Genomic DNA, 23,297 nt, shown 5'->3' with positions numbered 1-23,297 from the left:
CTTCAACAACACTTTAAGACAACGAGTGTCTCGGTTAGTGCGGAAAACTTTATCGTTCTCGAAGGATGTCAACAATCATATTGCTGCCATCTGGAACTTCATCCACTACTACAATGAGCAATGCCGATACATGTTTGCATGAAATCAGCCTATTTTCTACAGCATTTCCTAAAAGGCACTACCGTAATTCGCTTTGCATTTGGATTACATTATCTTAGCCGCTCAACAATCCCAAAAATATCATTAATACCTCCTAGTATCGCCACTAATGTGAGTGCAACAGTAGCGTACTGAGCAGACACATTTTGCTGCTGTTGAATTAAAATCAAAACTATTATTCCAAGCATAATAGAAACCATCGAGAGGAGCTTTACTTTCTGCCCTTGAGAACGCATACGATTAAAGCTTTTTATAGTTGTTCCGGCGCTAGAGAAATCAACATATTCATAATAAGAAATTTCTCTACATATATCGTGGTAATCCCTGCTTAGCCCTTGCTGCTTCCACTCTGGGGAATAAACACTATTATCAAGTTCAAAACAGCAAATGTGCCTTATTCCATTCAGCATGTAAGACGAGATGATATCACTAGAAACTTTCTTGTTACAGCCAGAAACATCTACAATTAGGTTCTCAACATCATGAAACTTTCGCTTCAAGTCGTTTATTGAAAATTCCGGATTTGTAAATGGAACTCTCACAATTCGTTCGTCCAGTTGGCTAAATGAAGGCATCATCTCGCAGGCTTGCTTGTATTTATCTGGATATTTACTAACAAGATTGTCAAATTTATCTCTGATCTTTCCAATCTTATTTATTTCTTCAGAAATGCTGCCTACTGAACCTGAATTAATTGCAAAATAAATACTACGAACATTTTCAGATTGAACGCAATGAGTCAGGATATTAGTGTAAAGTCCTGGATTGTCGCTTTGGATAAAGAGAATTAGCTGCCTTGTCATTTTACACACTCCTGAAAAATCTCAATCCTGTTTTTTCCAGCAGCTTTAGCCAGTTTAAGTGCAAAATAGGCTTGACGCGGACTTTCGCCAATGCCAACTGATATTGTCATTTGCGAAATATTAAAAAATTCATTTCTTATAATTTCTAATTCACTAATCTCAGCTTTACTTGCTTGTAGCTTCGCGAGTAAACTGTCCCCCCCGTTAAACACTATTTCTGCTTGAAACCTTTTTGATAATTCCTCTGCAAACCAAAGCATAGATATCTGGAATTGATTAAAGAAATTGGATAGGATATCTATCTGATTCATGACGATGAAGAATTCAATTTTTCGACCGACATCATCACCATCTGCTGCTACATATATATGTGACATAAGGAATGTTAGGGATTTGTTGTATTAAATAGTACTTTAAGCAGGAAGCTCATACTCAGAAATACTATCATAAGCAGCATACTTAATACTTTGGGTAGAGCATTTCGCACCAATAGATCGAGAGCCATTCCAAGTTCAGCTTTCACAAGCACTCTAAATCACTCAGTCGTTAAGTCGTATTAGATTCTGATTGTGCGAGATCGCAAACTCGATTGGTCAATTCCAATTTTGCTCAGGATTGTCTAATTGTTGTTGAAGCTGTTGAACTTCTTCAGAAAGCTTTGCTTAGCCGAAAGCAACAACAAACCCGTAGCAGGAGCAATGATATCGATCGACACCCCTCGGCGTAAAAGTTCGACCATAACTCTCCTACCAAAGCAGCGTTACTGAGTAATTTCCAAATTCGCCATCTTTTGACACCAGAGGCGTCGATTCTGCCAGACTTTGAGCAATTATCAGCCTATCAAATGGGTCTTTATGATGAAACGGGAGCTTTGCCAAAGCGTCCAAATGCTCAGATCGAATTTGCAGCACCTCGATCGCATTGCCATAAACTTCATGCTGCATCAGTTCTGTAAAGGTCATACCGATATCAAGCTTGCCAATGCTAACTTTAATCGACATCTCCCAAAGACTCGCAACACTCAAAAACCTTTGATTATTCGGATCTTCGATTAAGGTTCTTGCTTTGTTGCTGAGATCAGAACTTCCTGCGATGAACCAGAGAAACGCATGGGTATCGAGCAACAATCTCATGGAGTGTATTCCTCAAAACCCTCCAATGGATCGTCAAAATCATCTGATATTTTGATACGTCCCCGCGCGCTGCCAAATTTGGGAACTGCAACTCGATCGACGATCGGCACAATCTTGAAAGCTGTTCCATCACTTCGGGTAATGATGACTTCCTCTCCCTTTGCTGCCTGCTCAATTAGCTCTACCAGTTGAGTTTCAGCTTCTTGCAGGTTAATTTGATACATTGATCGTGTCCCAAAAGGCTGATTCTCTGAATATAGCTTTTTATGGAGAAGATCGAGCGTTACTCCTAGTTCGATTTTCGCGATTGCTCTTCTAAATTTTGCGATCGCATCCTAATCATTCGTTGTTTCAGAAGTTGAGCTAAATCCTTTGATGATTTGCTGAATCTCTTCTACCTCAATATCCTCTTGCTCTGACTTTGAGTAAATATCTACTAACACAACCAAAGAATTTGATGAAATCCAGTAAATCAAACGATAACCGCCACTCTTTCCCTTCTGCGTATCGCTGTTTCTAACTCGCACTTTCATGACGCGAAAACCAACGCCAGAAATCTGATCTCCTAGAAATTCTCCAGTTTGTAACTGAGCAAGCACAGGTTGAAGATCGTTTGGGACTTGGCGATATTTCTTCGCAAGGTTCTTCAATTTGCGCTGAAACTCAGAAGTCAGACGAATCTCCACAGGCAGATCACTCAACGTCGATTCCCTCCCACAACTGAGACAGTGGTAAAGTTTGCCCCGTTATCGCTTGCTCCCAAGATTGCTGAAAGCTTGCTGCTGAGAACTCTGTATCAACTTCTGAGGTCGAAGTTTGAGTCTCTAGGGCATGAGATTGCTGAATCATTACCGAGAGCATTTTGAGAAGCTCAAGCTGTTCCGCAAAGGAGAGAGACTGAGCAAGATGAATGGCTTGTTGAAGTTCTACAGTCATAGTCTTCACGAAGTGTCTCTACTCCCCAATCTTGCCACATTTGTATTCGTACCTTAAAGATTTTCAATTTGTCCTCTGACATAAATCATCGATAAACAATCGATGACGCTTCTGCTTGGCAGCGATCGCTCAGTGCGTTGAGTTTAGATTTCACCAATCAGCTAAACACCTTGACTTCTAAGCAACCAAAACCCCGTATAGGTCATACCTGAATCATCAGGTTCAACTAACAAAAAGTGCAATTGCTTACTTTCTTTCTTCCGTTGTTCAAACAATTGAGCCGCACTTCGCATTTCTGGATCATCAAAGGTTGCGAGAATCCAACGATCGACCTCTCCCGCATACAAAACCAGTCCGTCCGGTGTTCCTGCGATCGCATTCATTGATCTCGGATCATTGGCTTGAATCCAACGGGCTAATTGCATCGATCGTCGTCCTCCGTCAATCACGACACCGGGGATTTGCGCCGTTGATGCAACTCCTAAATTCAAAGGGTGCAAAGCTTCAGGCATATCTACGATCGGGATTGTCCGGTTGGAAATTGTTTCAACTAAATCACTCGATCGTAGAGAAGCAAATCGCCACTGTTCTCCCCAAAGATTGTCGGGTAAAGGCTGAGGAGGATTACGCATAAACTAGCAAAGTGCAGAACAGAGCCTATTCTACCTGTTTCTTAGGGTTGCTAGGCGATCTATCAACTTTGCTCGATCTCAGATCGGCATAATCCACAGAATGAGTCTCGACTTTATCCCTAAGTTGAATAAAGTCGAAACCTACTATGAAACGGCTGGCTTCGGCTTGTAAGTAGAAGCAACTTGTAGTTCTTTTAATTGCTTCTCATCAACACTAGAAGGTGCACTGGTTAACAAACAACGAGCCTGCTGTGTTTTCGGGAAAGCAATCACATCGCGGATTGAGTCTTCACCGGAGAGCAACATGACCCAGCGATCGATTCCATAGGCGATCCCACCATGCGGAGGCGCACCGTATTCAAATGCTTCGAGTAAAAAGCCGAATTTGTTTTGTGCCTCTTCTTCAGAAATTCCGATCGTTTCAAACACTTTCGCTTGCAGATCAGGTTGGTGAATCCGAACACTGCCACCACCGACTTCAAACCCATTGAAAGCAAGGTCATAAGCTTGAGCGCGCGCAGTGGTTAGATCATTCACATCATCAGGATGCGGAGCTGTAAACGGATGGTGCAATGCTTCGTATCGCTTCTCGTCAGCATTCCACTCGAACATTGGGAAATCGACAATCCAAAGTAGGCTGAGCTTGTCAGGATCGATCATGCCGAGTTCGTTGCCGAGGTATTGACGTAAGCGATCGAGGGTTTTATTCACCGTATTCGCATCGGCAGCAGCAAACAGTAGAAGATGTCCGGGTTTCGCATTTGTGCGTTTGAGGATTTCTTGCTTTTGTTCTTCGGTGAGATTGTCTTTGATTGCGCCGATCGTATCGATCTCGCCATCTTCACGCACTCGAATGTAAGCGAGTCCACGCGCACCCGCTTCGGACGCTTCTTTGAACACATCTCCGCCAGGCTTAATCCGAACATTGGAAATTGCATCGTTGCCATTTGGAATCGGGAGGATTTTTACTAATCCACCTTTTTTCACGGCATCCGCAAAGACTTTGAAACCGGAATCTTTCACGACATCGGAAACATCGACTAGCTCTAAGCCAAAACGAGTATCAGGCTTATCACTGCCATAGCGATCCATCGCTTCCGCATAGGTGAGACGCGGGAAAGGACGAGGAACTTCGATGCCTTTCATGGTTTTGAGAATGGTACAGACTAGACTTTCGTTCAGATCCAAGATTTCCTCTTGGCTCATGAAACTCATTTCCATGTCTAGCTGGGTAAATTCTGGCTGACGCTCAGCTCGCAAATCTTCATCACGGAAACAACGCGCAATTTGATAATAGCGATCGAGTCCTGAGACCATTAGCAATTGCTTAAATAGCTGAGGCGATTGCGGTAACGCATACCATTCGCCCGGATTAACGCGCGAAGGGACTAGATAGTCTCGCGCTCCCTCAGGTGTAGAACGAGTCAGAATCGGCGTTTCAACTTCCACAAAGCCTTCTTGATCTTCGAGGAAACGTCGCATCGTTTTGATCAATTGGTGGCGAAGTTGTAGATTGCGGCTCATGCGATCGCGGCGCAAATCGAGATAGCGATATTTCAAGCGCAATTCTTCGCGAACGGATTCTGTCTCAGCAGCAGAAACTTGGAAGGGCAATTGTTTGCGAACTGTGCTGAGAATTTCAATCTCATCTGCATAGATCTCGACTTCGCCCGTGGGAATCTTCGGATTCAGTGATTCATCAGGGCGCTTGGTCACACGTCCAACAATCTTGATCACATACTCATTTCGCAGATCGCCCGCAATTTTGTAGGAATTCGGCGTGCGTTCTGGATCGCTAACGACTTGAACAATGCCTTCGCGATCGCGCAAATCGATAAAGATCACGTACCCGTGGTCACGTCGCCGATCCACCCATCCGAAGAGAGTGACCGTTTCACCAATATGATTCGCTCGAAGTTGACCACAGTACTGGGTACGCATATCTCAGAAATAAGGGGTTTAAAAATTAGAAAACCTCCTAATTATGCCGTAATCGGGGAACGATCGCGAGTGATATTTAATCTTTAAGAATTTTCTTGAACGCTGAATAGATCAAACGGGAGATCTAATTGATCGATCAGCGAGAACAGGTTGGGAACCTCGAAGCTGATCTGATCGGTTGCATTCACTTGCATCGAAAATAATGGATAGAAGCTTTGGTTCTTGTCTTCTAAACGAGATTGCCGAGTCGGTGGAACTCTCTCCACAACACAAGCGGGATCTTTGAGCGGAATGGCAGCATTGAGAGCGTCGATCGCAGAACTTTGACGAGCCGCATCTGCACTATCAAATTTTTTAGACCAACTTAAGCCAAACTGATCCCGCTGGTTGCGTTTCGCCCAAATAGTATCTGCATTTTTGAGAATGAAAGCTTTGTACTGCGCTTTAGGAGACGTTTCTTGCAGGTAAGCTAGATTACGCATGAAGATGCCCTTGAACTGTGGACCATCATCTCCACACTCAGGTTCACAGTATTCGATCAAGATGCCCTTGCGAGAGAGGTGCTTGATCGTTGCAGTAGCGATCGCATGTGCCTGCTTCAAGTAAGTCTGATCTTTTGTACTTTTATAGAAATCAACTAATCCCCCTATCACAACGCCTTGGTTGTAAGTCCAAGTAACATCGCCATTGTTGCGACAGTGATCATTTAATCCATCATTCACTAAGTTCTGCTTGTTGATCATGCCGGACTTTTTGAACCAATTCCAGCCGTGTTTTGCCCAGTCGATGTAACTGCCTTTGCCATAGTCATTCACGGTGCGCTGATGCAGCCGAATCGCGATCGTAAAAAATAGTCCATTGGTAATCGCATTTTTATACTGGCGATCTTTGCGCCACCACATTCCACCCCCGCATTTAGAGTCCCAGCCTTTGGTCATGTCTTTGAAGATGGATTTTGCTGTGTCGAGATAGCGTTTCTCTCCAGTCAAATCGTAGGCTTTGATCCAAGTTAGTGCCCACCACCCCTGATCGTCATAGACATTTGCCTCCAGAAAGCCTTGTGACTTATGCTTTTCGTAAGTATTCACGATGATGGGATGATATTTTTTCTGCTTCGTGAGGCGAGAGTAATCAATCGTTGTCTCCAGTGCATTCGCTGCATTCCACCAACCCGTCGAGTTCCAAAGTCCGGTTGTAGAACTATAAAAGACTTGTAGTGCAGCCATTCCTGCTGCTGCGGTAGCGTGACAAGCTCCGGGCAATACCATGCGATCGCGTCTCCTTAGATTTCTATCTCAAGCGATCCAAGGTACTGCCTGGTTTTATTCGTTAAACACAACCTATTGATTTATTTCTAGTCGGTAACAGCATGTTGCTTTAAATCATTCAGAGAGACAAACTCTAATGCAGCCGCGTGAGTTGCGGCAAGAACGACCGGAGGTGCAACCCCTGCATCTAGGGCTTCTTTCCAGCGAGAGGCACAAAGACACCAGCGATCGCCGGGTTTAAGCCCAGGGAAGTCGTAAAGCGGCATGGGCGTGACTAAATCATTGCCTTGGGCTTTGCTAAATTCGAGAAATTCAGCCGTGACTTGGGCACAGACAACGTGAATGCCGACATCTCCGGCTCCCGTACTGCAAAATCCATCGCGGTAGTAGCCAGTTACCGGCGATCGACAACAGTTTTGCAATTCGTCACCGAGGACATTTCTAGCGCGGCTCACCATAATCTAGAGTCTCCTTATTCGCTCAGGGCTTGCTGAATTTGATCTACTTTGAAGCCAACTGCGATCGCAGTTTGGTCTTTGACAAATAAAGGGCGCTTCAGCAACATTGCATCTTGGGCAAAGGCTTCAATCCATTCGGCATCTGTCCAAGTTTGCTTTTCGTCACCTAAGGCGCGGTAAGATTGCCCTGACGTATTTCGCATCGGTTTTGCTCCCAGTTCGGCGACCCATTTTTGGATGGTGGTTTTGGTGGGAGGATGTTCTTTAGTGTTGATGAATTCGTAGGCAATGTTCTGAGCATCGAGCCAGGAAATCGCTTTTTTGCAGGTTCCACAGGTCGGAATTCCGTAAACTTGAAGACTCATCAGGATTGTGTTCTAAACTGCAATGCTGTTTATCCCATGTTTTCGGAATCCTGTACAGCCTAGACAAACATATTGGCTAAAACCCAGTACAGAACTAATACGCCGATCACCCCGATCCATAATTTTGCTTGGTTCATAACACTTAGGAGTAACTGTAGAGTTTACAACTAGCTTGTCACGATCAAGAAAATTCTGGCTCTATCTCAGGAGTTGATTTTCGCGATGTTGCTACTTCGCTTCCTCTAAATTAATAGACCTCCTCCTGCACGAATGCCCTCCGAATCGAATTCGCCAAGGCGCAATGATTCATCCAGGGAGTCTAATGTTCAACCAGTTCCCGAAATCGGCGATCGCTCATAATCTGCTCGAATTCTGGATCGTTTTTTGCATCGTCTCGATAGCGTGGATTCAACCGAATCGCTTCTTCTAAATTCTCGATCGCAGCTTGGGTATGTCCCTGAAGGGCGTAACAAATCGCTTTGTTGTAGTACGCCGGAGAATATTTGGGTTGAATGTCGATCGCGTTATCAAAACAGTCTAAAGCTTCGCGATCACGCTCTAGCTGAATCAGCAAATAACCGCGATAATTCCAAACTTTGTAAGCTTCTGTGTTCAGCTTCAATGCCGCATCAAAGGATGCTAGAGCCTCCGAGTAGCGTCCTAACATCTGCAACGCCAAGCCGCGATTTAACCAGGCAATTTCATTGTTTGCGCGAACTTTAACCGCTTGATCAAACGAGCGAAACGCTTCTTCATGCCGTTGCAGTTTTCCTAAGGCGACTCCGCGATCGCACCATGCTTCTGAGTAATCGGGGTCAAGCTGCGTTGCTCGATCGTAAGAGAAAATTGCTTCTTTATATTGTTTCAGACGCGCCAGTGCTAACCCGCGTTTCAGCCAAACTTCAGGATGGTTTGATTGGTGTTTGAGCGCTTGATCGTAATGTGCGATCGCGGCTTCAAATTGTCCGGCTTTAAATTGAGCTTCTGCTTGCTCCAAATCGTTCGATTCAGGCGATGCAGTCGGTTCTGCGGGACGGCGATTTTGAGCTTGTTCACGCAAGCCAGACAACTGTGAAACAAATTCGATTTCTAAGCTCTGCAACTTGTTGAAAATCGCTTGTTTCTGTTGGGTTGCATCGGATTCGAGCAATCTTAGTTTGTCGAGGAAATTTGTTCGACCTTGGATTGCACTCGATTCAAGCTCAGAGAATTGTGACATGAGATCGGATTGTTTTGCTGTTATCGCATCTTTCGCCGATTGCTGATGTTGCTCTACATCAGATTGCTTGGCTGAGAGCGATGCTGCAAATTCAGTTTCTAAGTGCTCGATCCGTTCCCGCACTTGATCGCGTTGCTGTTGGGTATCTGCATGTAGAACAGAGAGTTGGGCTGCAAATTCAGTTTTAAGTTGTCCCAGGTTCTCTAAAATCTGAGTGCGCTGCTCGGCAGTTTGTGATTCGGATTCATTCAGTCGAGCGATGTACTCTTGCTCGAATTGTTCTAACCGTTCGAGGAGTTGCGCGTGTTGTTGCTCGAGGTGTGTAGCAATTTGGGCTTGCGATCGCGTTAAATGCTCTTGAGTCAACTGCTGTTGCTGAGTTGCAAACGCACCAATTTCATCGAGTTGTGACATTAATTGCTGATGCAGGTCACTGAAAGTATTTTTAGCAGTCGCATTTTGCTCATCTACATCAGTTTGCAGCATGGATAGATGCGCCGCAAACTCTGAAGACAGTTTCTCTAATTCTCGCTTCGAGAGATTGACCTGAGTTTCTAACCCTGCCAGTAATTCGGATTGAGACTGAGAAAGCTGAGTCGTTAATCCGGTTAAACTTTCTGCATCTTCTGAAATTCTTCTTTGCAATTCTTGAACTTCAGTTTCAAGCTGTTGAATAATTTGGCGCGACTGTTGAATTTTACGTTCTGCTTCTTGCTGAACCTCGTGCAATTGATGTTCAACTTCTGACAAGTTCTGAAGCTGGTACATGCCGCGATCGACAATTTCTCGAATAATCACCTGCCGGAACCGCCACAGCGATGCCAAAATCGCGATCGGGAACAGCGTTAAGGTAATCAGCGCAACATTCAGCAGTAAGCTAGAGCGACTAAATGCCCGATCAATTTCAGATTGAACTTGCGATCGCAGTTGTTGCTCTTGGCGTAACTGGTTTAATTCTTCTTGCTGAGCGGTTTGAGCTTGTACACTTTCTGCGCCAACCGGAACAGAACAGACAAGCAAGCTACCCAGTAAAAAGGCAAACACTGATTGATTCTGATGACGCATAGAAAATTGCCCGATCGCGTTGAGAGGTTGTACTATTCTCCAATTTACCAAGGCAATTGGAGAATCGACCGGAAATATCTTAACGTTGTGATCGAATTGCGCCGTTATACAGCACAGTGGTCTGAAAATCTGCCTTATCGACTCGAACTTCACTCTCGATCGAAGGTTCGATCACACCTGGAACATTCCCTTTGAACGTAAAGATCCAGTGATCCCCTTGATCCACAAACGGCGATTTTGCCGCGAATCCGTGCATTGAGAGTTCAGCACGATATTGCGATAAGCCTCCATTTTCGGTTTCAGCCGCTTGCCGCGCTAAATTTTTTGCCCGACTCAGCGCTTCGATTTCTTTGACTCTTGTTTCAAAGGTTGAGGTCTGAGCGACCGCAGGCAGACTCACAGCGCCTCCAAGCAATCCGGCAAGCAGAGCAATCGTGATCCAAGATTTCATAGTTCAGTATCAGCAAAGTGTTCAAAGATACTTGACTACAAACCTTGCCGAAAAGTTGCGATCGCTTCAAGCTCATTTGTCTCTGCCATCAACACGCATCGAGTCAGGAGATCAATATCCAAACCGGGTAGAATCCGACTCTGAGCGAGACGCTGATAATTCCCATCGATAAATCCATAAAGTGCAAAGACTCCATCTTCCCAGAACCAAACTTCAGGGACTTCTAGCACTTGATACTTTGCAAGCTTCGTTTCACTGCCACTGGTAAAAACGACTTCAATCGACAGATCAGGCGTGGATTTGCGATCGCCGATGCAATAAGATTCGTCTGCCTCGATCGCACATTCGCCTTTTTTCTCCTGTGTCATTGATCCAGTTGGAAGAAATCGAATTCCACGTTCAATGCAGAACAGCATGATCAAAAGACCGATAATGCGCGAGAAAATCTCATGATCCCGTCCAGGCATAAACAGTTCGATCTCGCCCTTGAAATAGGATAAATGCACACCAGATACACCTTCCAAGCTCTGCTGCATCAGCTTGAAATGTGCCCAAGTGCGATCGGAATAAGTGATACGCTGACCAGCTTCAATTCTTCGATTAAAAGTTGCTGTCATGGTTTGATCAGTAGCGACTTTCCACTATTGTAAACCTTCAATCTCAGCAACTCGATCGCACTTTTGCCACGAATTGAATCTCTGAATCACCGAGTTGACTGAGTGCGATTTCGATCAGGTTGGTGGGGAAATAGGAAAAGCAATTTTCAGATCACCAGAACGGGTCGCCATGACTCTCCACTCCCCACTCCCCACTTCTCTTAAATCACTCCACGAATCTCTTCCACAACGCCATCGCGCAAGAGAATCTCAACATTCATCATCTCAATCAAATTGTCACCCGGCTGAATCTGAAACACGCTGCCAATCTGACCCTGTTGCACTTCCTCATTCAATTCCAGCATTTGAATCTGCTGAAGCTGCTGCAAGCTTTGATTCTTTTGTTCTAGTAGCTCACTCTTGCGCTGATTGAACTGCATCCGAATATTTTCGCTCTGCTGCAAAGCCTCTGGACTTCCAGGCTGGATCGTCTGACGTTGAACTTCCGTCAAAACCTGCTGCATCTGCATTTCAAGCTGCTGTAACTGCGTATCCGTCTGATTTAACTGTGCTTGCAGCGTTTGCTGTGCCTCTTCCTTCCAGCGAGGAGTGACGATCGCTTTCACATTAACATTGCGCTGAAGGAGCAAATGAGACTTAGAGATTTCCATACTGTGAGTTAGAAAGGGGGAACGTAAAAGTGGGCTAAACCTCGGCTGTGAACAGTTTAGCCCTGATGATTTCACACTACGGCAAAAACATCTCGTCAATCATACCTTGGTAGCGCTCCATCACAACATTGCGGCGAATTTTCAGCGTTTGCGTTAGCAATCCGTTCTCGATCGAGAATGGCTCACTCAATAATCTAAAACAGCCAATGCGATCATCCGGACGATAGGCAGGACGATCTTTGACCAATCGCGCCAATTCTCCCCGGAATAAATCCTGCACCGAGGAGCTATTTAAGTCAGTACTACCCCACTGTTCCAAAGCTTCCATGTTGGGAACTACTAACGCACCCAGGACTTTTTGATCCTGTCCCACCAACATAATCTGATCAATATAAACACTCCGCAGGCAAGCATCTTCGATCGGTTGTGGCTCAATATTTTCGCCATTGGTTAACACAATCGTATCTTTTGCCCGTCCTGTAATGATCAAATCATCGTGAGGCGTGACCATGCCCAAATCGCCCGTGTCAAACCAACCGTCTTTGTCGATCGCTTTTGCAGTTGCTTCGGGATTTTTGTAATACCCTTGCATAATCTGATGTCCGCGCAGCAAAATTAACCCTTTCTGCCCGATCGCTAAATCTTGGCGCGTCTCAGGATCAACAATTCGCGTTTCAGTCGTCGGTAAAGGTTCACCATCTGCTCCCCGAACATTCCGCCAAGGGCGACGAGCATGAGTAATCGGAGATGTTTCGGTCAATCCGTACCCTCCTAAAATGTTAATGCCGACAATCTCAAAAAAGTCCTCTAGGTGATCCGCGATCGAGCCACCGCCACTGACAACAAACTTGATTTGACCACCTGTGCCTGCTCTGACCTTTTGATAGACTAAGCGATCGCCCAACTGATGCAGTGGAAATCGCAACGCTGCTTTCACACTTGCCGTTAACTTCTCAGCCGCAGACGGGTTTAAATTATCCAAGTTCAAATTCTTAGCAGTGCGTTGAGCCAAGATGTACTTCTGACTCTGTTCTAAAAAGAATTTCACCAATTTTTGCTTCCGAGCAGGTTGATCGCGAAATTGTTTCTGAATCCCTTCATAAATCGACTCCCACAAGCGCGGTACACCGACCATGTAGTGCGGCTGGAATTCTTTTAAATCCTTTTTCACAAAGCGAATATTGGTATAAATCTGAGTACACCCATTCGAGAAAATGAAGTACTCAAAGGAGCGCTCATACGAGTGCCAAATCGGCAGAATGCTCAAGACTCGCTCTCCTGCTTCCGGTTGTGCCACCGCATAAGCGCCATTGATCTCATAGATTAAATTTCCATGACTGAGCATGACCCCTTTCGGCATTCCCGAAGTGCCAGAGGTATACATCAAAGTAGCCAGCGTACTGCGGTCTTGTTGAACAGGCTGAAGAGAATGCGATCGACCGAGTTCTAACACTTCCGAAAAGGTCATCACTTTGTAAGTTTCTGAAGCTACCGCTTCATCCGAGAGCAAAATCACAAACTGTAACGGAACTTCTGAGAGAATACCGCGCAATTTCTTCAGGAGTTCCGCATCTTGTAGCACGACTCCGACCGAGCCACTATGCTCCAAAATGTAGCGTAACTCGACCGGATCAGCCTGCGCTCCTCGAACCACATCCACAGCACCCGATCGCATAATGCCCTGGTCTGCCACTAACCATCTCGGACAGTTATCTGAGAACAAGGCAATCCGAGGCGGTACACTGTCTCCGTCCTCAACGCGAACCCCTAAAGCTTGAATCCCTGCTGCAAACGCCTGCATCTGATCGTAGAGTTGTGCATACGTTAATTTGACTTCTGGGCTACTGTGCGGATCATGGACGGCAAGAACATTGGCAAACTGTTTTGCCGCGATCGACCAGACCTCTGGCAGCGACTGTACGTTGGAATAGAGCGGATGAGAGGGATAGGCGAGGCTCATAGAGGGGACTCCTGTTCAAAAAAGCGGGATTGACTCTAACGATATGCCTCAGTCATTACGTTAAATCACTGAGAGCAGACAGAATTCATTTTGTCTGAGATTCGACGGAATGATTGAGAAATTGTCCGAAGTCGCTTCAAGATTTTCTAGGATAAGCATCAAGAAACTTTAAAGACTTGATAAGGCACGATTGGGTTTCTACGTAATCTCTCGGTGATTCCTGTTTAATGTAAAACCGTACATCTGAATTTCTTCAGTTCAATGGTTGCTACAATTTCTGGAATTGTCACACTTTGCCTAACGATCGGCGCAGTCGCATTTCATTTGAGTTCTTCTGTACCGGACGTGAATCGTTCAGAGTGTGAATCCTTTGAAGTCTACCGATTAAGCGATCACGCCTGTTACATTCCGCAAGGTGAGTAGAAATGTTAGGCTTTGAAGGTTGCATTGAGAGAAAACTGATGCCGAAAGCAGTTTGGAATGGAGCCGTTTTAGCAGAAAGCGAACAGACAGAAATCGTCGAAGGAAATCACTATTTTCCGCCCGACGCTCTCAAATCAGAGTATTTTCAAGACAGCAGTACGCACACCACCTGCCCTTGGAAAGGCGTTGCCAGCTATTACAGCATTGTTGTGGACGGACAAACCAATAAAGATGCGGCTTGGTATTACCCAACCCCTAAAGATGCGGCGAAAAACATTGCAGGCTACATTGCCTTCTGGAAAGGCGTAAAAGTTGAAGCCTGATCGGCTTCTTGAACGTAGCCCGGCTGGATGTTGCTTGAACTCTTCATCAAATCTGGACATACTTTGATAGCAAATTGGCGAAGCTGAGATTCATTCAGCTTCGCTTCATTGTTTTTCGCATTCGAGTCAACCACCTGTTTTTGCCAGATTTGTCTGCCCCGTTGCTCCGCGATCGTCAAGCAAATAGCGTCACGATGTCTGAAGTCAGAGGAAGATAGCGGTCAAACATCATTCCTGACAGCAGTTCGAGCAGATTGAATCTCAGCGTTTACTGGCTCCAGCAAAATCTGAGACAACACAGGAAAGTAAACGACTGGAGGATGCTCCGAGCCACCCTGCAGGATTGTCGTCATGAGAAATTCCCTGAGTGCAACCGGGAAAGGATTGAGAAGGATTAAACCTGTACTGGATTTAATCCCCACACCACTAAGCAACGATTTTGAAACGGCTAGGATTGTCTCCAACCTTCTCATACGCGCCTTTTCTCATGCCGTGCGCCATCATCAAAGCAACCCGCTTGCGTGCTTCAGGCATTTTTTCGCTTTCGAGTGATCCGTAGAGAATTTGGATCATTTCGTCAGTGGTGAAGGTGTCTTTGGGGGAATCCGTCATCACTTTCAGCACAGCTTCAGCCGGAGTTAAGCCTTTGAAGTCGCGCTTCATGGTTGCATCAAAAGGAACCGAGGGTTTAACATTCCGTTTCGGCTTCTCTTCTTTGGGAGCCTTTGCAGCAGGTGCTTTCGCAGCTTTCGCAGCAGGTGCCTTCGCAGCTTTCGCGGCAGGTGCTTTCTTAGCAGGAGCGGGAGCAGGAGCGGGAGCAGGAGCAGCTTTCGCTTTACCACGACCTTTCTTAGCAGCAGGAGCAGCAGCAGGAGCAGCAGCAACAACAGCCGTGCCATTGGGTTCAATCGTACCGCCGAGCAAACCGTTTAGATATTCCAGCGTTTTATCAATCTCAGAGGTTGCTGATGCAACAGCAGCTTCGATGATAGAAGCTCTATCTTTTTTCAAACGATCGCGTTCTTGTTCGAGATTGCTCCGAACTGATTTGTCGAGAATAGCGTAGGGCATTGTTGAAACCTCACTAGTAAATGTTTTTGATTGTAGTCCTACTTGGATCAATCAGAACACTAATTTTGCAATTTTGTATGTTTAAATTAGCAATTTCAAGGTGAAAGTCTGCGATGTTACTGAACTATCAGCAGGTACAATGCCCGATCTCTAAGTATTTCACCCACTTTTTCACCTTTGAGATAACATTGCCGCTGGCTTGAAGAAATTTGCCTGTAAGTCCAGCGGCAAGTGTTTCAGCGGATCGGAACTGTGATTATTTGGGTTCCCAATCAAAGCTGATCAACTGTAGGTGTTCAGGATGCGCGAGTAGTTCTTTGGCGAGTAGATAACCTGCGATCGTCCAAGTTTGATATCGCCGCGCTTCTTTGCCAATCAATCGCCCATCTGGCCCATCGTAGTATTCCGGAAATTGGTCTTCAACCAGACGACGTTCGGCAACTGCGATCGCATGGTGGGCAAGTTCTCCACGGTTCATCTTTTTCGCGGCGGCAGTCAGCATCCAAAGTAGAACGGGCCAGCTTCCGCCATTGTGGTACGACCAAGGGCGATTTTTCGGATCGGCTCCCGTGACAATTCGCCATTCAGCATCTTCGAGAGCAGGGTAGCAGAGCTTCATGGGCATCTGTCCGACTAAGTCCGTCCAGCGTAGTTCGATCAGGTTGAGAATCTTGTGGGACTGGCGTTCTGTGGCAAGCGCAGACACGATCGACATTAAGTTCCCCAGAGTGAAGAAGCGAACATCCATCTGAGACGGTCCTAAGTTGCCTGCCATGTATCCACCAGCTTCGGGGAGCCATTTTGCCAATCGATAGAACGGAATTGAATCTGAGTAGATATTGAACTGATTCAGAGCCTCTTCGCCGTATTCTTCGACTCGATAGCGGTAAATCACGTTCAAGCGGTCTGGATCGAGCCAATAATTCTCTCTCAGTTGCCGTCTGAGGGGGATGAGGCGGCTGTGAATCCCTTGAATCATTTTTTGATTGTCATCGTTCTCGACGAGCAGTTCTAGGCTCGCTCGCAAGGCTCCATAGAACAACGACTGAATATCGAGTGGATGACCATACATGCCCATGCGGCGATCGATCATGCTTGCACCATCGGGAACCAGTACCATCGGGTACATATCGAAGCGAGTCACGAGGCACAGTTCGAGGATGAAGCGAATGCCTTCTTGAAAGTCGGGTTGATGTGCCAAGCTGAAGTCTTGAGTCGCGATCGTATAAGCTCTCAGCAAGATAATCCACCAGAGTCCAGAATCGGCTGGGGCAACTCTGCCGATCGCATGATCTCCAAAGTCTGCTTTGAGGTATTCACCGCCTTCGTAGGCAATGATTTTGAAACTAGCAGGCATCAATCCCCGACTGGGCTTTGAGGAATCGAACTGTGTGGTTTTGGGCTGGAGTTTGAGGGTTTCTTCGAGAAAGTAGCGGACGATTTCAGTTCTGCCTCGCATCAAGAACAAGAGCGCGGATGAGATGAAATCCCGAACAAAACATTGGTCGTAGTTCAAGGCTACGACCTCTGGATCTTTTGCGGCGATCGTGCCAATTTCTCGACCTTGATAGGTCAAAATTGATTTTTCTAACAATTCCCAGGCTTGTGCTTCGATGCTCAATGTTCAAGTCCTCGTGCTCAGAACAAAGGTCTATCCTAGAGCAATTTTTCTCGATTCGAGTTGAGCATTTACGATCGATTCACATCCGCAAAATTGCTTTACTGGCTCAGCAGCTTCACTTTCGCGATCGCGAGGTCAGCATCGGGAAGTTTTCGTCCGTGTTTTTCTGCAGTTTCAATCCAGAGATTAGCCACGATTTGAAGTTCTTCCAGTGTTTCGATTAGAGGTTCTCCAGTCGCCTGATAAGCAGCAACCAGAGATTCTAGTGCTTCGATGCCATTGTTTAGAGCATCTTGATAAGTATCGCTATGTGTTCGCCATTGTTGACCTGGAAAATCAGGGAACCCAACCAGAAAACAATCATCGTCTTCTGACCACTGAATCACCATTTGATACTTAAGCTTTTTCGGCATTGCTCTAATTCTCTTCGATCCGGCAGCGCCCTGCAACTGAGCACTCCAAACGCTTTTGCCGTTCGGCTGTAAGTGTCGCTAAATCCGCTCTACCCGTCAGCTTCAATCGCCAATCTGCCCAAATCGCGTAAAGTTGATCTGCAATCCATCCGAACACTGGAATGCGCGTAATCGCATAAACCCATCCCATGCCTAACACTTCATACACTCGGCGAAAGACTTCAACATTCTTGATAGCAGTTCCATCTGGCAAAATGGCATGAATCCGACCCATTGCAGTTTCGTAGTCAATGCCACCATTGGCTTCAGGTGAATAGTTCTCATCGGCAATATCTACGAATTCAACTAAGCCGCGATCGCCATCTCGCTTTCTCAAGAAATTCACTTCTCGCATACATAGCGGACATTCACTGTCGTAGAGTAGCCTGATTTGCCAAGTTGATTGTGAGGAGTTGCTGACTGAATTCGACATTGTTCAAGCCTTTTTCTTCTATTTTAAGCTTTGTAACGCGCTCGATAGATTGTCAGAGCTAATTTTTAGGACTAATGTTGATCCGAAATTCTGATCAATCACCATGACTCAAGCTCGATTTCCGAAGCTGGCAATTTTGGCACTCCTCGCGATCGCAATTCTCTGGGGCTATAACTGGACGCAGATGAAGATTGCGGTTCAATATTCGTCGCCTTTCACTTTCGCAGCATTACGAACTCTCTGCGGTGGGCTGGCATTGTTTGGCGGCATGGTGATCCTACGTCAGCCTTTTCAGATCAAAGAACTCTCATTGACGTTCTGGTTGGGCGTATTTCAAACGGCTGGAGTGTATGGATTGGCATCTTGGGCATTGGTGAGCGGCGGAGCCGGAAAGACCTCGGTTCTGGTCTATACCATGCCATTTTGGACAGTCTTGCTGGCTGGATATTTTCTAGGAGAGCGGGTGAACCGAACACAATGGATCGCGATCGCCATTGCTTTCTCAGGATTGTTGATCATTCTTGACCCATTTCAGATGCAAGGCTCGGTGTTCAGTGGCATTTTAGCTGTGTTGGCAGGGTTGAGTTGGGCAGCTGGCTCGATTGTTGCGAAAAAAATTAATGCTAAAGCGCAAGTCAACTTGTTAGCGTTGACCGCTTGGCAGACCTTGTTTGGGGCTTTGCCATTGATCGCGATCGCGCTCTTGCTTCCACAACAACCGATTCAATGGACACCTGCTTTTATCGGTGCATTGTTGTATAACATTCTGCCCGGTACTGCCATTCCGATGGTGTTGTGGCTGTATGTCTTGACCCAGTTATCAGCAGGAATGTCAGGCTTAGGCATGTTGTTAACCCCTGTTCTGGGTGTGTTGTTTGCAGCCTTGCAGCTTGGAGAACAGCCCCAATTGACGGAATGGATTGGCATGAGCTGTGTGTTAGGGGGATTAGTTTTGATTTCGCTTAGCAATCGTAAATAGATTAGCGCCAGTTCGATCGATTCCAGTCATACAGACCCTGAATTTCAAATTCTTGCCCATTGTCAAATCGAACCACACAGCTTGTCTCTTGAGCATTTTCTGACTCATTCAATCCGATTACAGTACACGAGACCCATTCATTGTCATTCTCTTGTACCCATTCCCAGAGGGCACTCGAAACTTCAATGCGATCGCCGATTTTCAACACTGCTTCTGAATCTCGATAAGCAGCCAGATCATCGGCGGTAATTGAGTTTAACCATTCAATCCCGTACTCATCTCGAATGAATTGAACGGTGCCTGAATCTCGACTTTCGAGCCAATCGTTCAAAATGACTGTTTTCCACTCCGCATTCTCTTGGGCGAATTGTAGGAAAGCTTGCCGCTGTTGCGGGGTTAATTGGTCGAGCGGATTGATGCGCGTGGCTTGCTTTAAGGTAGTGCGGAGTATCCATTTTTGCTCCTCACTTAAAGGATGTCCCAGCGACTCACATTGCTGGAAGGCTGTATCGAGTAGAGCATCCAGGTCAGATTCCTTCATGTCAGTTCAATCTGCAAAGCAAGTTGATAGAGGTGTCGCCGGGGGAGGTCTGTTTGTTGGGCTAACTGTCGGCTCGCTTGGGAGCGGGAAATTCCCTGCTGCATGAGTGCAAGTAATTCAGCTTTGAGAACATCCTCCGTCAGGGGCACATTGTTCGGTTCTGCACCAGAAACAATCAGTGTAAATTCTCCCTTGGGTTCAGTCGTGGTGTAATGTGCGATCGCAGCTTTGACGGTTCCTCGCCAAAATTCTTCATGCAGTTTTGTCAGTTCGCGCGCGAGAACAATCTGTCGATCCTCGCCTAAAACAGTGGCAATGTCTTGCAGGGTTTTCTGAATGCGGTGAGGAGCTTCGTAAAAAATCAGCGATCGCTCATCGGTGATTAAGGTTTCAAGATGAGTTCTGCGCTCTTGTTCTTTCGTGGGTAAAAAGCCCTCAAACGCAAATCGATCGCTCTTGAGACCCGATGCACTCAAAGCCGTCATCGCAGCCGTTGCGCCCGGAATTGGAACAATAGGAATGCCGGATTCGGCACAGGCCTTGACCAGTTCGTAACCTGGATCGGAAATTCCGGGCATTCCAGCATCGGTGACGAGCGCGATCGAGGTTCCTTGCTGGAGTCGATCGACGAGTTCTGCGGTTCGAGAATGGCGATTGTGATCGTGATAGCTAATTTGTGGCGTTTTGATTTGGAAATGTTGCAAGAGTTTTCCAGTGTGGCGCGTGTCTTCTGCGGCGATCAAATCGACTGATTGCAGCGTTTTAATCGCTCGGAAGGTCATGTCTTCTAAGTTGCCCAGTGGTGTGCCCACAATATATAGAGTTGCAGTCATGTGAGAATTATGGCAAATCGTGGGTTGTTTGTGGGTTTGGTGACGCTAGATCTAATTTATCTTGCAGATGCGCCACCTCAACCAAATCAGAAAATTGTGGCACAAGAGACGACGATTGCAGCCGGAGGTCCAGCGACAAATGCAGCGATCGCGTTTCAGCATCTTGGCAATTCTTCTACATTATTCAGTGCGATCGGGTGTCATCCAATTTGTCATCTGATTAAAGCAGACTTGAAATCGATCAATGTGATGGATTTGAACCCTGATAGCCCAGAGCCGCCATCCATTTCTTCGATCGTGGTGAGTCAATCGACAGGCGATCGAGCGGTGATTTCTTTGAATGCAGTTCGCACTCAGCTTTCTCCAGATTGCATTCCGTCCAGCATTTTAGATGAAGTAGACATTATATTAATTGACGGTCATCAGATGGCAGTTGGGGCAGAGATTGCCAAAATGGCTGGAACTATTCCGGTGGTGATCGATGCCGGAAGTTGGAAACCTGGATTTGAGCAAATTTTCCCATATGTGGACTATGCGATCTGTTCTGCCAACTTTCAGGCTCCGATCGAACAATCTGTTTTTGACTATTTATATAGTTATGGAATTGAGAACATTGCGATCACGCAGGGCGAGAATGCGATCGAGGTGTTCAATCATCCGCAAATCAAAGTGCCCCAAGTCAATGTAAAGGACACATTAGGAGCCGGAGACATTTTTCACGGAGCCTTTTGCCATTTCATTTTGCAGCATGACTTTGTTACCGCTTTGGCGGAAGCTGCGAAGGTAGCATCTTATTCGTGTGAATTCTTTGGCACAAGACAATGGATGCGATCAGCGCACTCTTATAATATTGAGGCTCGTTGACAACTCTTTGACAACTCTGTGGACATGGAAAGTACTCAACCTCGTGTCGGTTTATCCTACAGACAGCATCTCTCGATCGCTGGTGCGATTTGGACATTTGTGGGAGCCGGATTGCTAGCAATGGGACTATTGTTCTGGTTTCATTTGCCATATCTCGGTTTTCTAGATGCTCAGCATTTAGGATTTGGCTCCCTTGCCTTGTCAGTCGGGCTAATCAAAGGAAAGTTCGTCCTCGATCGCACAGCAAACCGAGTCATTGAACGCGCCGAAACCTTACAGGAACCGAACCCATTAAAGAGTGTGTTTCAACTCTTTGGCGGCAAGACGATCGCCTTAATTGCAACAATGATGCTGTTTGGCTTAGGTTTGCGAATCGCAGGTGTGAGCTATGAGATCCGAGGATTGATTTACCTAGCAGTTGGAGCAGCATTGCTCTGGAGTTGTCGGCGCTATTGGAGCGCTGCATTTCAGGGAGAGATGGGGAAATAGCCACTCCCCACCTCCCCACTCCCCACCTCTTCACCCCTCTAGCATTCAACCCAATGGAACCAAACTTTGAAGGCATTTGTGCAATTGTTCGCTCAGTCGGCTGGGGCGCAGCAGAGATTCTCGCAAACCAGGCTCAGAGCTTTGAAGTTGAGAAGTCAGGGGACAGTCCTGTTACTTCGGCGGATTTAGCGGCAAATCGATATATTTTAGAAAAGCTGCAAGCAGTTTTTGATCCGCAGGTGTTTGCGTATTTAAGCGAAGAGACGTATCAATCTGAACCCCTCGAAAGTCGAATTGGGCGAGATTGGGTTTGGATTATTGATCCGTTAGATGGAACAAAGGACTTTATCAATCGCACGGGTGAGTATGCAATGCATATTGCACTGACTTATCGAGGTCGTCCGGTGGTTGCAGTTGTGGCTTGTCCAGGCTTTGGAAAACTCTATTCAGCCACCTTGAGAGGCGGAACTTGGGTAGAAAATCAGAATGGCGATCGACAACGCTTACAAGTATCCAACAAAGCTGAATTCAATGATCTGACTGTTGTTGCCAGTCGCAGCCATCGAGATGCCAGATTTAATCAATTGATGGATCGCTTTCCAGTCACGCAGCAAAAACAGATTGGCAGTGTCGGATGTAAGATTGCAGCGATCGTTGAGCAAAAAGCAGATTTATACGTGTCTCTTTCTGGCAAATCGGCTGCAAAAGATTGGGATTTTGCGGCTCCAGAGTTGATTTTGACCGAAGCGGGCGGACAGTTCACTTACTTCGATCAATCTCCAATTCAGTACAACCGCGAAGATGTCAGCCAGTGGGGCGGAATTTTAGCAAGTAACGGACAGGTGCATGGGGAGTTGTGCCAAACCGCGATCGCGCTTTTGGAAGAAATCGATCGCGGTTAATGGATCGGTACTTAAAAGCATTGCGCTTCTGTAAATTTGAGCAGAAGCGCAATGCTTTAAATTGAAACAAAATTCAGATTCGGCACGCGATACATGGGTTTCGTGGGTTTCTCCGTTGTGATGAACTCATCTACATTGCAGGAAAGTGCTGCTGCGATGTGCAAAGCATCAATGCTGGCTAGACCGTAAGTAGAAGCGATTTGTCTCGCATCCTGAAGCAGTTTTTCGAGATTCACTGTCCAATGCGCAACTGTTGCAAAATAAGCTTCATAGAATTCAAGCTCTTGCCGTTTTTTGTGATAGGTCGCTTTCGGGAGAACTTCTAGCTGTATGAAAGGACTAGAGACAAACTCCCGATTCGTATCACTCAAGATATTCAACGCGAGAGCAGAATCCACTGTGTTACCTCGTGCTGCAATAATCAGAACTCCTGCATCTAGGAAGGTTCGTCTTATTCATCCCAATTGCTGATGCCTCCGCGTCGTTCTGCGAGTTCTCGCTCAAGGTCTTCTCGACTAAGCAGTGGTTCACCCGATGCAACAATTTCAGCGCGAAGCTCACGCAGTCTCTTACCCAGTGGGCTGATTTCAGGCTCTTCTTTGGGTTTGGGAAGCGTGTTGATAAACTCCCAGACTTGTTGCTGCTGTTCTGGGTTGAGTTTGCGGATTTTTTCAATGACTAATTCTTCAGTGGTCATAGAAACGAGCCT

At 46.2% G+C, this 23,297-nt stretch carries 32 protein-coding genes; 7 read left to right on the top strand and 25 right to left on the bottom strand.

Annotated elements, in window-relative coordinates; translation table 11 throughout:
• The coding region (locus tag J0L70_RS02880) for an IS1 family transposase (protein ID WP_287453022.1) at window positions 1-142 on the top strand (142 nt) is incomplete at its 5' end.
• Window positions 143-209: 67 nt separating this feature from the next.
• Here the strand turns inward: J0L70_RS02880 and J0L70_RS02875 are convergent.
• From J0L70_RS02875 to J0L70_RS02800, 16 genes are all read right to left on the bottom strand, one after another.
• Window positions 210-962 (bottom strand): hypothetical protein, encoded by a 753-nt coding sequence (locus J0L70_RS02875; RefSeq protein WP_287453014.1) that lies wholly within the window; start codon window positions 960-962, stop codon window positions 210-212.
• Window positions 959-1,339, bottom strand: coding sequence for a mCpol domain-containing protein (locus J0L70_RS02870; RefSeq protein ID WP_287453013.1), 381 nt, complete (start codon window positions 1,337-1,339; stop codon window positions 959-961). The genes J0L70_RS02875 and J0L70_RS02870 overlap by 4 nt, the downstream gene beginning before the upstream one ends.
• Before the next feature lie 369 nt (window positions 1,340-1,708).
• A complete protein-coding gene (locus tag J0L70_RS02865) occupies window positions 1,709-2,095 on the bottom strand; it encodes a type II toxin-antitoxin system VapC family toxin (RefSeq protein WP_287453012.1) in 387 nt (128 codons plus the stop codon).
• Window positions 2,092-2,319 carry a type II toxin-antitoxin system Phd/YefM family antitoxin gene (locus J0L70_RS02860; RefSeq protein ID WP_190650631.1) on the bottom strand — a complete coding sequence of 76 codons (228 nt, stop codon included), beginning with the start codon at window positions 2,317-2,319 and terminating at the stop codon, window positions 2,092-2,094. Before J0L70_RS02860 ends, J0L70_RS02865 begins: the two co-directional genes overlap by 4 nt.
• 111 nt (window positions 2,320-2,430) lie before the next feature.
• Window positions 2,431-2,796, bottom strand: coding sequence for a type II toxin-antitoxin system RelE family toxin (locus J0L70_RS02855; protein ID WP_287453011.1), 366 nt, complete (start codon window positions 2,794-2,796; stop codon window positions 2,431-2,433).
• On the bottom strand, window positions 2,789-3,031 hold the full coding sequence (locus tag J0L70_RS02850) for a hypothetical protein (protein ID WP_190650748.1): 243 nt from the start codon (window positions 3,029-3,031) through the stop codon (window positions 2,789-2,791). The genes J0L70_RS02855 and J0L70_RS02850 overlap by 8 nt, the downstream gene beginning before the upstream one ends.
• A gap of 161 nt (window positions 3,032-3,192) precedes the next feature.
• Entirely contained in the window at window positions 3,193-3,663 is a 471-nt protein-coding gene (locus J0L70_RS02845; protein WP_287453010.1) for a Tab2 family RNA-binding protein, read from the bottom strand.
• Window positions 3,664-3,807: 144 nt separating this feature from the next.
• Window positions 3,808-5,604, bottom strand: coding sequence for an aspartate--tRNA ligase (gene aspS, locus J0L70_RS02840; RefSeq protein ID WP_190650636.1), 1,797 nt, complete (start codon window positions 5,602-5,604; stop codon window positions 3,808-3,810).
• Window positions 5,605-5,687: 83 nt separating this feature from the next.
• Window positions 5,688-6,872, bottom strand: a complete 1,185-nt coding sequence (locus J0L70_RS02835) for a glycoside hydrolase family 76 protein (RefSeq protein WP_287453008.1) — start codon at window positions 6,870-6,872, stop codon at window positions 5,688-5,690.
• A gap of 86 nt (window positions 6,873-6,958) precedes the next feature.
• On the bottom strand, window positions 6,959-7,330 hold the full coding sequence (locus J0L70_RS02830) for a DUF2237 family protein (protein WP_017290246.1): 372 nt from the start codon (window positions 7,328-7,330) through the stop codon (window positions 6,959-6,961).
• A gap of 14 nt (window positions 7,331-7,344) precedes the next feature.
• On the bottom strand, window positions 7,345-7,695 hold the full coding sequence (locus J0L70_RS02825; RefSeq protein WP_017290247.1) for a Spx/MgsR family RNA polymerase-binding regulatory protein: 351 nt from the start codon (window positions 7,693-7,695) through the stop codon (window positions 7,345-7,347).
• 319 nt (window positions 7,696-8,014) lie between these two features.
• The gene (locus tag J0L70_RS02820) at window positions 8,015-9,979 is read right to left on the bottom strand and encodes a tetratricopeptide repeat protein (protein ID WP_287453007.1); all 1,965 of its coding nucleotides are present in this window, start codon (window positions 9,977-9,979) and stop codon (window positions 8,015-8,017) included.
• A 79-nt stretch (window positions 9,980-10,058) separates the two neighbouring features.
• Window positions 10,059-10,430: a hypothetical protein gene (locus J0L70_RS02815; protein ID WP_017290249.1), complete on the bottom strand. Its 372-nt coding sequence runs from the start codon at window positions 10,428-10,430 to the stop codon at window positions 10,059-10,061.
• A gap of 35 nt (window positions 10,431-10,465) precedes the next feature.
• Window positions 10,466-11,047 (bottom strand): Uma2 family endonuclease, encoded by a 582-nt coding sequence (locus J0L70_RS02810; protein ID WP_287453005.1) that lies wholly within the window; start codon window positions 11,045-11,047, stop codon window positions 10,466-10,468.
• Between the two features lie 200 nt (window positions 11,048-11,247).
• Window positions 11,248-11,697, bottom strand: coding sequence for a YlqD family protein (locus J0L70_RS02805; protein ID WP_026148894.1), 450 nt, complete (start codon window positions 11,695-11,697; stop codon window positions 11,248-11,250).
• A 76-nt stretch (window positions 11,698-11,773) separates the two neighbouring features.
• Window positions 11,774-13,657, bottom strand: a complete 1,884-nt coding sequence (locus tag J0L70_RS02800) for an AMP-dependent synthetase/ligase (protein WP_287453004.1) — start codon at window positions 13,655-13,657, stop codon at window positions 11,774-11,776.
• 261 nt (window positions 13,658-13,918) lie between these two features.
• On the opposite strand from J0L70_RS02800, the gene J0L70_RS02795 reads away from it, so the two are divergent.
• Window positions 13,919-14,080 (top strand): hypothetical protein, encoded by a 162-nt coding sequence (locus J0L70_RS02795; protein ID WP_154660839.1) that lies wholly within the window; start codon window positions 13,919-13,921, stop codon window positions 14,078-14,080.
• Window positions 14,081-14,118: 38 nt separating this feature from the next.
• Entirely contained in the window at window positions 14,119-14,403 is a 285-nt protein-coding gene (locus J0L70_RS02790; RefSeq protein WP_026148895.1) for a DUF427 domain-containing protein, read from the top strand.
• Window positions 14,404-14,624: 221 nt separating this feature from the next.
• Here J0L70_RS02790 and J0L70_RS02785 read toward each other — a convergent pair whose 3' ends face one another.
• The 5 genes from J0L70_RS02785 to J0L70_RS02765 form a co-directional block, all read right to left on the bottom strand.
• Entirely contained in the window at window positions 14,625-14,756 is a 132-nt protein-coding gene (locus tag J0L70_RS02785) for a hypothetical protein (RefSeq protein WP_017290254.1), read from the bottom strand.
• Window positions 14,757-14,829: 73 nt separating this feature from the next.
• Window positions 14,830-15,474 carry a hypothetical protein gene (locus tag J0L70_RS02780; protein ID WP_287453003.1) on the bottom strand — a complete coding sequence of 215 codons (645 nt, stop codon included), beginning with the start codon at window positions 15,472-15,474 and terminating at the stop codon, window positions 14,830-14,832.
• 256 nt (window positions 15,475-15,730) lie between these two features.
• Window positions 15,731-17,095: a glycoside hydrolase 100 family protein gene (locus J0L70_RS02775; protein ID WP_190650647.1), complete on the bottom strand. Its 1,365-nt coding sequence runs from the start codon at window positions 17,093-17,095 to the stop codon at window positions 15,731-15,733.
• A 98-nt stretch (window positions 17,096-17,193) separates the two neighbouring features.
• Complete coding sequence (locus J0L70_RS02770; protein ID WP_287453002.1) at window positions 17,194-17,508, bottom strand: type II toxin-antitoxin system HicB family antitoxin; 315 nt, start codon at window positions 17,506-17,508, stop codon at window positions 17,194-17,196.
• A gap of 4 nt (window positions 17,509-17,512) precedes the next feature.
• Window positions 17,513-17,980, bottom strand: a complete 468-nt coding sequence (locus J0L70_RS02765) for a thiol-disulfide oxidoreductase DCC family protein (RefSeq protein ID WP_287453001.1) — start codon at window positions 17,978-17,980, stop codon at window positions 17,513-17,515.
• A gap of 103 nt (window positions 17,981-18,083) precedes the next feature.
• On the opposite strand from J0L70_RS02765, the gene J0L70_RS02760 reads away from it, so the two are divergent.
• A complete protein-coding gene (locus tag J0L70_RS02760) occupies window positions 18,084-18,959 on the top strand; it encodes a DMT family transporter (protein WP_017290260.1) in 876 nt (291 codons plus the stop codon).
• Window position 18,960: 1 nt separating this feature from the next.
• Here J0L70_RS02760 and J0L70_RS02755 read toward each other — a convergent pair whose 3' ends face one another.
• Together J0L70_RS02755 and rsmI are read right to left on the bottom strand one after the other, a co-directional pair.
• A complete protein-coding gene (locus tag J0L70_RS02755; RefSeq protein ID WP_287453000.1) occupies window positions 18,961-19,500 on the bottom strand; it encodes a type 2 periplasmic-binding domain-containing protein in 540 nt (179 codons plus the stop codon).
• Window positions 19,497-20,333: a 16S rRNA (cytidine(1402)-2'-O)-methyltransferase gene (rsmI, locus tag J0L70_RS02750; RefSeq protein WP_287452999.1), complete on the bottom strand. Its 837-nt coding sequence runs from the start codon at window positions 20,331-20,333 to the stop codon at window positions 19,497-19,499. Before rsmI ends, J0L70_RS02755 begins: the two co-directional genes overlap by 4 nt.
• A 9-nt stretch (window positions 20,334-20,342) precedes the next feature.
• On the opposite strand from rsmI, the gene J0L70_RS02745 reads away from it, so the two are divergent.
• The 3 genes from J0L70_RS02745 to J0L70_RS02735 are packed head-to-tail and all read left to right on the top strand — an operon-like array spanning window position 20,343 to window position 22,588.
• Entirely contained in the window at window positions 20,343-21,197 is an 855-nt protein-coding gene (locus J0L70_RS02745; protein ID WP_287452998.1) for a PfkB family carbohydrate kinase, read from the top strand.
• A gap of 24 nt (window positions 21,198-21,221) precedes the next feature.
• On the top strand, window positions 21,222-21,686 hold the full coding sequence (locus J0L70_RS02740) for a hypothetical protein (protein ID WP_287452997.1): 465 nt from the start codon (window positions 21,222-21,224) through the stop codon (window positions 21,684-21,686).
• A gap of 53 nt (window positions 21,687-21,739) precedes the next feature.
• Window positions 21,740-22,588 carry a 3'(2'),5'-bisphosphate nucleotidase CysQ family protein gene (locus tag J0L70_RS02735; RefSeq protein WP_268180947.1) on the top strand — a complete coding sequence of 283 codons (849 nt, stop codon included), beginning with the start codon at window positions 21,740-21,742 and terminating at the stop codon, window positions 22,586-22,588.
• A 56-nt stretch (window positions 22,589-22,644) separates the two neighbouring features.
• Here the strand turns inward: J0L70_RS02735 and J0L70_RS02730 are convergent, their stop codons facing one another.
• Window positions 22,645-23,043 (bottom strand): type II toxin-antitoxin system VapC family toxin, encoded by a 399-nt coding sequence (locus J0L70_RS02730; RefSeq protein ID WP_190650754.1) that lies wholly within the window; start codon window positions 23,041-23,043, stop codon window positions 22,645-22,647.
• Window positions 23,040-23,285: a hypothetical protein gene (locus tag J0L70_RS02725; RefSeq protein ID WP_287452996.1), complete on the bottom strand. Its 246-nt coding sequence runs from the start codon at window positions 23,283-23,285 to the stop codon at window positions 23,040-23,042. Before J0L70_RS02725 ends, J0L70_RS02730 begins: the two co-directional genes overlap by 4 nt.
• Between the last annotated feature and the right edge of the window lie 12 nt (window positions 23,286-23,297).

This window comes from Leptolyngbya sp. UWPOB_LEPTO1 (genome assembly GCF_017302695.1).
Lineage (GTDB): Bacteria > Cyanobacteriota > Cyanobacteriia > Leptolyngbyales > Leptolyngbyaceae > Leptolyngbya > Leptolyngbya boryana.
This window is presented reverse-complemented; position numbering and strand designations above follow the sequence as displayed.